The sequence below is a fragment of the Synechococcus sp. R60.1 genome (genome assembly GCF_047461835.1).
In the GTDB taxonomy this organism is placed as follows: Bacteria; Cyanobacteriota; Cyanobacteriia; order Thermostichales; family Thermostichaceae; genus Thermostichus.
The window spans coordinates 1-8,959 of record NZ_JANSIA010000111.1 but is presented as its reverse complement, the minus strand read 5'-3'; the positions used below and the strand labels follow the sequence as shown (position 1 = coordinate 8,959).

Genomic DNA, 8,959 nt, shown 5'->3' with positions numbered 1-8,959 from the left:
CCGCCTGATCCGCTCTTGTGCTGGTGGGGGGGGGGTGGGTGTTTTGCTTTCTCTGGGCCGCCCCGGGGGGGCCCCAAAACCCCCCGGCCAGCGAGGGTGGTGTGGACTTTCTGCGGGTTGTCGGATCCCCGGAAGAGGAGCTGCAACAGGTAGCGCGGCAGGCCATTGCAGCCACCCAAGCTTTTCCCGGCCAAACGGTGGCCATTCTGGTCACCACCAACGAAATGGGGGGCAAGGCCCTCAGCTATCTCCAGGAAATGGGAGCGGAGCGGGTGATCGATCTGTTGCGGGGCAGTCCCAGTCAGCGGCGGGTGTTGTTGCAGCTCAAGGGAATCATCGACTGGTTTGCCCAGCCCACTGCCCCCACTCGCTTGGCTGCTGCTGTGGATTGCTTGGCGGATTGGGCGGGGATCCCACGTGCTGAACTGGGACCGATGTTGAGCTGGATCCGCGCCTCTCTGCCGGAGCGGCTGCTATTTCCCAACTTTGGTGAGGCTCCCGCTCTGCCCGATGGCCCGCCTTGGCAGAACTTGGGCAGGCTGCTGCGCACCCTTGCCGGTTGGCTCCGGGCCGGGCGCTCCCCTTGGCCGGAGGTGCTGAATGTGATCGTTCAAAGCCTCTACCGCAAGCCGGAAGAGCTGTTTGTGGGTCGCTATGTAATCGATCAGCTGGAGCAGGTGCTGGGATCCCTGCCCGAAACCGATTGGCAGGAGATCGCCCAAGAATTTCAAGTGATTCTGGATCACCGCCTCAACAACTTGCCTTCGGAGATCTTCGCCTTCGACCCCGAGCCGGGCAGCATCACTGTCACGACTCTGCATCGGGCCAAGGGGCTGGAATGGGATCAGGTGTTCATCCCCCAGGTGTCGGCCTACGAGTTTCCCACCCAGTACGGGGAGCGAACCCTGGGGCTGAAGTTTTTGGATGAAGTGGATATGCAGGCAGAGGCCCTGGCTCAGTTGCGACAGCTCAGCCCCAAAGGCGGCTGGGAGCTGCAGGCCGACTCTGCCACCAAGCAAGCCTTTTTGGACTTGGCAGCGGAGCGGCTGCGGCTGCTGTATGTGGGCATCACCCGCAGCAAACGACGGCTCACCCTCTCGGTATCCAGCCAATCTCGCTTTGGCACAGAGCAGAGTTCATCTTTGGTGTTTCGGGTGTTAAGTCGCAGTTTTAGGGCCGGTTGACCGGGTGAGTCTCTCGTTCTTCATGGATTGGCAACCTGCTAGCATGGCTAAGCCCGATAGCGCTTGCGCGCCGCCTTGCGGCAATGGGGCAGTCTTTCAGAAGCTATGGATATTCTGCAATGCAACCTCGGCGTATTGCCCGCGAACTGGCCCTGCTGGGGGTCAATCAACTGCCAGCCACGGCGGCCAAACTGAGCGAAAAACAACTGGAGGACTTGCTGCTGGCAGCCATCCGCGCCCTGAGTGAAGAGACCCATGAAACCCTCTCCACAGCGGCGGCGGAAATCCAGCGCAGCGACCGTTTGTTGCACGAGAGCGATCCTCTATTGTTGGCCGATTCGGATCCCAAGGAAGAGGGTGGATCCCGCTCCGTCACCCTCCGCCTTCAGCAGGCCCAACGACACCTGCAGCGCCTGGAAATCACTCTGAAGGAGGCGGACGTTCCTGACCCCAATGCCTTACGGGGGGAATTGCTGGAGCTAATCCAGCAGGTGCAAGTGGCCCTCGGCAACGCCGGCCAAGCCTTAGAACACCTGGAACAGCGGCTGCACAGCGTCCGCCACATCTTGGATGAGGTTGTCCAGTTGTCCCAAAGAGCAGTCAACCGGGTGGGCGTTGCCCTGTCCATGCCGGAACTGTTGTACATTGCCCAATCCCAAGAAGTGCGCGCCTACGCTTTGCAACTGTTAACTGCCCTGCGAACCCACAAGGAGGCGATTGATGCTCGTTTGCAAAAGGCTTTGGTGGGTTGGCAATTGCAGCGGGTTGGTCGGATCGAACGAGATATCCTGCGCCTGGCGGTGGTGGAGATGGAAATACTGGCCAGCAGCCCCGTGAAGGTTGCCATCAACGAAGCTGTAGAATTGGCCAAAAAATACGGGGATCCTGAGGCCGCCGCTTTCGTCAACGGAGTGCTGCGACGGGTAGTGGACAGCCAGATGGAGACCCACCGGGGTCGGGATCCCTCCCTCCCTGGTTCTGGTTCCGGGGGCTGAGCAGATCACTGGGGATCTTCCTTGCCAGGATAAAAGTCGGGATCCATCACCTGCTCAAATGTGTAGGGACACTGGTCAGGCAGATCTGCTTCAGACAATGGCGTTTCTCTCACCACCAACAGGATCCCGTCCTGGTGAGCCTCTTGCAGGGCTGCCGAAAGATCGGGCTTGAGGCTGGGACTGTCTCTGAGCAATCGCTGGATCTGGCGGCGTTGTTCGGTAATCGTTGCCCGCCAACTTTTGCCTCGCAGGTGGGGTTGCAATTGCCACCTCAGCAAATGCCCTACCAGGATCCCCAGCCGGTGCAGCAATTCCCGGCGTTCTTGCCTGCCCAAAGCCTCGATTTCCTCCACCAAGTTGGCGATATCCAGTTGATCCCACTGCCCCGATTTCAGCAGTGCGGCTTGCTTTTGCGTCCAGGCATAGAAGTCGTACTCGTAAAGTTGCATGCTTCATTGCCTAACTGGGCACTGGCCAAGGAGATCTTACTGACCCCGAACTACCCCTTTTTACCTTGAGCTCATTGATTTCCCGGACTAGGCCAAGCCCGGGAATGCTTGCGGAAAGCGGGTTTTGCCAGTTGGTTGGGGAAAGCGGGCGATGAGACTCGAACTCACGACATCCAGCTTGGGAAGCTAGCGTTCTACCACTGAACTACGCCCGCGTAAATCAATCTCAAGTTTAGCAAGCTGAAACCCTTGCTGAATCTAACCTATCACGTTCCCGACCCCTTGAGTAGGTGGGGAGTTGGGGGGGGGCATATTTTGCCCGCAATTTGACCAGCAGGGAATGACGTCGAGAGACAAAGCTATCGTGCATGCTGGGGCAGGGCGAGAGTGGGTTAATCATCTTTCACGTGGGATCCCTGGTACAACTGAGACAGTATTCTGTCTGCGGCCTATGTCCAGCATCCTCCTGCTCTCCGGTAGTCCCAGCACTCCTTCTCGCTCAGAAGCCGTTTTACATCACGCTGCCGGGATCCTGTCCGATCTGGGATTGACCACTCAGTTTGTTTCGGTGCGGGATTTGCCCCCAGAGGATCTGGCACTGGCCAAGTTCGATAGCCCTCAACTCAAGGCAATTCAGCAAAAGGTGGCCCAAGCTACCGGGATCGTCATCTCTGCTCCCGTTTACAAAGCCTCCTATCCAGGTGTGTTGAAGGCACTGCTGGATTTGCTGGATCAAGACGCCTTTACCGGTAAAGTGATTCTCCCCATTGCCACCGGGGGAACCCTGGCCCATCTGCTGTCCATCGACTTTGCGATGAAACCTGTGCTGGCGGTGATGGGGGCAACCCACATCCTGAGAGGGGTTTATATCCTGAGTTCTCAAATTCAGTTGGACGCTGCCGGAACACTACAGCTAGAGGCCGACATCGAGGAACGTCTGCGAGCAGGGCTGCAGGCACTTGCGCAGGCGGTGAAATAGAAGAAATCAGAATTTTGCGGAGACTGGCCGAATACGGGATTGGTGCCCTGGGCCCGGAACCGGTTGCGGCAATCTATTCCGAAAAGTGCATAGGTGATTGCCCAGTCAGGCCCGAGAAGCCGCGGAAGAGCCGACGGCAAGGGATCCCTTTTGCGGGTATGGCCGGATTAAATTTCTATAAATCCCCCAAAAAACCTGCAAAACCGTAAGTTATGATACAGACATAGGATAAATCGTTCACCTCTGCAGTTGGCTCACCAGTGGCCTGGAGCTGTGCAGAGACGGAAGTAGGGGTCTTCCCGAAGGAACGCGCCTCAACTGAATCGCGCCACTCTTTCCGTGGCGTAGGGCCCAACGACAACAAACTCAACCCTTCGTTGATGGAGGCGATATATGAAACTCTCTTTCCGTGGCAACACCTTTGACTACGTTCCCGCGCATACTCAGCTCAGTGATGAGGAGTTGCAAGCTCAGTATCGCGGTCAAACCTTCTGTGTGCACCACACCAGCAAGAAAGCGATGCCTCACCCTCATCAGCCCCTGACTTACCGGGGTGTAAGCTACTGAGGTGGATGCTTTTCACCCTTGTTCTAGGTGAGGTGGGGATCCACTGGAGATCTCCATAGAGATTCGGAAAAGACCGAGCGGCCCCGTTTGGGGTCGTTTTTTGAGGCAAAGCAACACCCCCAGAAGGAGCAGCACCCGTTCCACCTGAGAAGCAAGTAGATGGGTCTGGGCCTGCCGAGTTGAGTTTGAACGAGTTGAGTTTGAAATGGGAGCGATGCCGAGACAGGGTGCGCTAAGATGCGGTTCCAAGCGATAATGGCCTTAGCAACTTGCCCTACAGGGATCCGCTGCGATGGAAGCGTTTTTCGAGTTTCTCTGGTCGGCTTCGGCCATCTTGCTGGTGATCTTGGTGCTGCTGCACAGCCCTAAGGGGGATGGGTTGGCGGGCATTGGCGGGCAGGCCCAGCTGTTCTCCAGCTCCAAGAGTGCTGAGCAAAACCTCAACCGCATCACCTGGACGGTAGCGACCCTTTTCCTCTCCATCAGCGTGGTGTTGGGGGCGGGCTGGCTCTCGGCAGCCACAGGGCCATAGGGATCCCTTTCCGTGTTGGCGATTTACCTGCATGGATTCGGCTCTGGGCCGCAGTCGGCCAAGGCAACTTTCTTTCGGCAGCGGCTGCAGCAGGTGGGGATCCCTGTTCAGGTGCCTGATCTGAACCAGGACAATTTTGCCCAGCTCACCCTGACCCGCCAGATCCAGCAGGTTTCCAGCCAGCTTGCCGAGATGAACTACCCGCCTGTCACTCTCATCGGCTCTAGCTTGGGGGGCCTGGTGGCTGCTTGGGTTGCCGAACGACAACCCTGTGTGCAGCGCTTGGTGCTTTTGGCGCCGGCTTTTGGCTTTTTAGGCCATTGGCTGCCGCGGCTGGGGGCAGAGGCGGTGGAGACTTGGCAGCGAACCGGACAACTCATGGTGTTTCACTACGGAGAAGGCCGCCCTCTCCCTTTGGAGTACGGCTTTGTTGCCGATGCCCAGCGCTACCCGGATGGGGCGTTGCGACGGCCTGTGCCCACCTTGATTGTGCATGGGATCCAAGACGACACCATCCCCATTCAAGCCAGTCGAGACTATGTGGCCCGTCGCCCCTGGGCCCAACTGGTGGCGGTGGAGAGTGACCACGCCCTGACGGATGTGTTGGATCCCATCTGGCAGATCACCAGCCGCTTCTGCGGGTGGGGGATGGAGACGGGGCAGTAGGGTTGTTAAGAGGATCCCTGTCCCGTGCTTGCCCATTCGCGAAAGCGTCGCGTAGCGATAATGTCTATGCAATCCAAAGTGCTGTGCCTACAACAGGGGAAGGCTGACGTGACTGCCGGCTTGCTCTTCGATATGGACGGGGTGATTGTGGATTCGGAACCAATCCATGCCCGCGCCGGGGCCATTGCCCTGCAACGCTGCCACCTATCCCTGGATTTGGCCCCCATCTCCCTGCAGTTCAAGGGGCGCACCGACCGCGACATGTTCGAGTACCTCGTCCAACACCAGACGGACACCCCACCTGCAGAACGGCCCCTGCTGGTGCAGCGCTTGATCGAGGAAAAGGCCAAGGCTTTTGGCGAGCTGCTGGCAGAGGTACCCCTGGTGCCGGGGGTGCTGGAGTTTTTGGCGGCCAGCCGCCAGCGCTTTTCTGCCCTGGCCGTCACCACTTCGGCCATCCGCCGGGATCAAGCGCAGATTTTCCAGCGCTTCGACCTGCACCGCTGGTTTGACGCGGTGATTACCGCCGAAGACATTCAGCGGGCCAAGCCCGACCCAGAGCCTTACCTGAAAACGGCTGCCGCTGTGGGGTTGGATCCGGCGTTGTGTTGGGTGATTGAAGATTCTACCCATGGGATCCGCGCCGCTAAGGGGGCTGGCTGTTTTGCGGTGGGCCTCACCACGGCTTTCACCGCCGAGGAACTGCGCCACGCCGGGGCAGATGTGGTGGTGGACAGCTTTGCGGAGTTGGCCGCACTCCTGTTCGCGAGAGCGTCGCGTAGCGATAACCTGCCTGTGTAGGGAGCCCAGCCCATTCGCGAGAGCGTCGCGTAGCGATATGCCAGCACCCACTTTTTTGCGGCAGGCCCTGGATCGCTATCCGTTTGCTTCGCGGCGACGGGTGGTGATGGGCAGACAGGGATCCGTGGCCACCAGCCAACCTTTGGCGGCAATGGCGGGCATGGAGATGTTCTGGGTGGGCGGCAATGCTGTGGATGCAGCCGTGGCAATGGCGGTGGCTTTGACGGTGGTGGAGCCAACCTCCAATGGCATTGGCGGCGATGCCTTTGCTCTGGTGTGGGAGGGGGGGGAGGAGGGTCGGCTGTACGGGTTGAATGCTTCCGGTCGCAGCCCAGCCGCCCTGACGCCGGAGCGGTACCGGGACCATGGGCGGATCCCCCCCTACGATTGGTTAGCGGTGACGGTGCCGGGGGCAGTTTCCGCTTGGCAGACCTTGCACCGGCGCTGGGGAAAGCTGCCGTTCGAGCGTCTGTTTGTGCCTGCCCTTCGTCTGGCGCAAGAGGGATTTCCGGTCTCTCCCCGGGTGGCCCAACTGTGGCAGGCGGCGGAGTCCATCTATTTGCCCCTGCCAGATCCCCGCCACGAGGCCTTCAAGGCCGTTTTCTTTCCCCAAGGGCGTGCCCCACGGGCTGGGGAGCGCTGGAGCAGCCCCCTGCATGCCCAAACCCTAGAAGAGATTGCCCGTAGCGGTGGGGAGAGTTTTTACCGGGGGGAGCTGGCGGAGAAGTTGCTGGCTTTCTCGGAAGCCAGCGGCGGCTTTCTTTCCCCCGCTGACTTGGCCCAGCACCAGGCCGATTGGGTGGAACCCATCCATACAGATTACCGCGGCTACACCGTCTGGGAGATCCCCCCCAACGGGCAGGGCATTGCCGCTTTGATGGCGCTCAACCTTTTGGAGGGTTTTGAGCTGGGCCGGATCTCCTACGATGCCGGCGAGCGCTATCACCTGCAGATTGAGGCAATGAAGCTGGCCTTTGCCGATGTGAGCCGACAGGTGGCGGATCCGGAGTATGTGCGGGTCAGTCCTGCCCAGATGCTGGATAAGGCTTATGCACAGCGGCGGCGGCAGTTGATCGGGAGGGAGGCGATCCCCCTGGCCCAGCCAGGGCTGCCGGAGGGGGGAACGGTTTACCTGGCTGCAGCTGATGGTGAGTTGATGGTGTCTTTGATTCAGTCGAATTTCGATGGCTTCGGCAGTGGTCTGCTGGTTCCGGGCACGGGCATTGCTCTCCACAACCGCGGCACGGGTTTCACCCTGGAGCCCGGCCATCCCAACCAGGTGGGCCCCCGCAAGCGCCCCTACCACACGATCATCCCCGCTTTTCTATCCAGAGAAGGGATCCCTCTCGGCCCTTTTGGTGTGATGGGAGGGACGATGCAGCCCCAAGGCCATGTGCAGGTGGTGGTGAACTTGGTGGATTACGGCCTAAACCCCCAAGCGGCCCTGGATGCGCCCCGCTGGCGAGTGCTGTTGGATCAAGGGATCCCGCAGGTGGCGCTGGAGAGCACGGTGCCGCCCCAGGTGGTGCGCGAACTCTCCGCCCGCGGCCATGCAGTGCAGGTGGTGGACGCAGAAGAGGATTGCGGTCTTTTTGGCCGGGGACAGATCCTCTTGCGGGATGGGGATCACTTCATTGCGGCTTCCGAACCCCGTGCCGATGGCCTAGCCCTGGCGTGGTAGAGTGCCTAGCTCATCACCATGCCACCATCGATGGCAAAAACCTGTCCCGTGATGTAGGCCGCCGCCGGATCTGCCGCCAAAAAACGCACCAGCCCCGCCACTTCTGCCGGGGATCCCAGTCGCCCCAGGGGGATCTGCGCCAAAATCGGGCCGGGATCCAGCTTTTCGGTCATTTGGGTGGTGATGAACCCCGGTGCTACGGCGTTGACGGTGATGTTGCGACTGGCCAGCTCCCGGGCTGCCGTCTTGGTGAGGCCCACCACCCCTGCTTTGGCGGCGCTGTAGTTGGCCTGGCCGGCATTGCCCACCAAGCCCACCACCGAGGTGATGTTGATGATGCGCCCCTGGCGCTGCTTTACCATGATTTTGGCGGCTGCCTTTAGGCAGAGAAAGACCCCCGTCAGGTTGAGATCCAGCACCGCCTGCCAATCTTCTGGCTTCATGCGCAGCAGCAGGGTGTCGCGGGCCATGCCGGCATTGTTCACCAGCACATCCACCCGACCCCACCGCTCCATCACCTGGGCAAACAGGCTCTCCACCGCCTCTGGGCAAGACACATCGGCGGCCACAGGGATCCCTTCTCCCCCCAGGGCCGCGATCTCCTCCACCAGAGACTCGGCTTCGGCAGCGGAGCGGGCGTAGTTGATCGCCACTTTTGCTCCAATGGCCCCCAGGTGCAGGGCAATCGCCCGGCCAATGCCCCGGCTGGCTCCGGTGACCACAGCCACCCGGTCTTGGAGGGAAGGCAAAGGGAGAAGCTCAGACATAAGCGGCAGGTTCCTCGTGATTCGGACAGCCGCAACAGTATAGGATGCTTTAGAGCCCTCTGGTTGCCACTGGCTTCCCTGCGATCGCTTGCGCTGCGTCCCTCATAACCGCCGTTCGCGCTACTTGGATGGAGTCCTTCGGCATAGGCAGGAGGGATCCCACGGCTCTGTGCAGTCACCCTGCCCGCAAGATGTGTTGACGGACGGATTCCCAGACCAACGGGCGAGCAGAGCCGGACTATGATCAAAGGCTAGGCTGCAGCAGAGCATGACTCTAGTCAATAATAAGCTCAACTATACTGAAAATAATGTATAATATGTTCAGTACGGATTACTAC

At 60.0% G+C, this 8,959-nt stretch carries 10 protein-coding genes, 1 tRNA gene and 1 riboswitch; of the genes, 8 read left to right on the top strand and 3 right to left on the bottom strand.

Annotated elements, in window-relative coordinates; genetic code table 11:
• The first annotated feature begins 101 nt into the window (after nt 1–101).
• Both NW834_RS12615 and nusB read left to right on the top strand, forming a co-directional pair.
• Nucleotides 102–1,184, top strand: a complete 1,083-nt coding sequence (locus NW834_RS12615; RefSeq protein WP_414426332.1) for a 3'-5' exonuclease — start codon at nt 102–104, stop codon at nt 1,182–1,184.
• 119 nt (nt 1,185–1,303) lie between these two features.
• Complete coding sequence (nusB, locus tag NW834_RS12610; protein WP_414331399.1) at nt 1,304–2,179, top strand: transcription antitermination factor NusB; 876 nt, start codon at nt 1,304–1,306, stop codon at nt 2,177–2,179.
• 5 nt (nt 2,180–2,184) lie between these two features.
• On the opposite strand, the gene NW834_RS12605 is transcribed toward nusB, so the two are convergent.
• Both NW834_RS12605 and NW834_RS12600 read right to left on the bottom strand, forming a co-directional pair.
• A complete protein-coding gene (locus NW834_RS12605; RefSeq protein WP_414419828.1) occupies nt 2,185–2,628 on the bottom strand; it encodes a DUF29 domain-containing protein in 444 nt (147 codons plus the stop codon).
• Between the two features lie 143 nt (nt 2,629–2,771).
• Nucleotides 2,772–2,843, bottom strand: a tRNA-Gly gene (locus NW834_RS12600).
• A gap of 236 nt (nt 2,844–3,079) precedes the next feature.
• Between NW834_RS12600 and ssuE the strand changes: the two genes are divergently transcribed.
• The 6 genes from ssuE (at nt 3,080) to NW834_RS12570 (ending at nt 7,854) form a co-directional block, all read left to right on the top strand.
• Nucleotides 3,080–3,607, top strand: coding sequence for an NADPH-dependent FMN reductase (ssuE, locus tag NW834_RS12595; RefSeq protein ID WP_414331394.1), 528 nt, complete (start codon nt 3,080–3,082; stop codon nt 3,605–3,607).
• A gap of 232 nt (nt 3,608–3,839) precedes the next feature.
• A riboswitch (Glutamine riboswitch) is annotated at nt 3,840–3,921 on the top strand.
• A 79-nt stretch (nt 3,922–4,000) separates the two neighbouring features.
• Nucleotides 4,001–4,174 carry a DUF4278 domain-containing protein gene (locus tag NW834_RS12590; RefSeq protein WP_083757650.1) on the top strand — a complete coding sequence of 58 codons (174 nt, stop codon included), beginning with the start codon at nt 4,001–4,003 and terminating at the stop codon, nt 4,172–4,174.
• A gap of 292 nt (nt 4,175–4,466) precedes the next feature.
• Nucleotides 4,467–4,706, top strand: a complete 240-nt coding sequence (secG, locus tag NW834_RS12585) for a preprotein translocase subunit SecG (protein WP_011433676.1) — start codon at nt 4,467–4,469, stop codon at nt 4,704–4,706.
• Between the two features lie 12 nt (nt 4,707–4,718).
• Complete coding sequence (locus NW834_RS12580) at nt 4,719–5,372, top strand: YqiA/YcfP family alpha/beta fold hydrolase (RefSeq protein WP_414331391.1); 654 nt, start codon at nt 4,719–4,721, stop codon at nt 5,370–5,372.
• A 66-nt stretch (nt 5,373–5,438) separates the two neighbouring features.
• Complete coding sequence (locus NW834_RS12575) at nt 5,439–6,173, top strand: HAD family hydrolase (protein WP_414343669.1); 735 nt, start codon at nt 5,439–5,441, stop codon at nt 6,171–6,173.
• Between the two features lie 37 nt (nt 6,174–6,210).
• Entirely contained in the window at nt 6,211–7,854 is a 1,644-nt protein-coding gene (locus NW834_RS12570; protein WP_414419827.1) for a gamma-glutamyltransferase family protein, read from the top strand.
• Nucleotides 7,855–7,859: 5 nt separating this feature from the next.
• Here the strand turns inward: NW834_RS12570 and fabG are convergent, their stop codons facing one another.
• Complete coding sequence (gene fabG / locus NW834_RS12565; RefSeq protein WP_011433672.1) at nt 7,860–8,621, bottom strand: 3-oxoacyl-[acyl-carrier-protein] reductase; 762 nt, start codon at nt 8,619–8,621, stop codon at nt 7,860–7,862.
• Between the last annotated feature and the right edge of the window lie 338 nt (nt 8,622–8,959).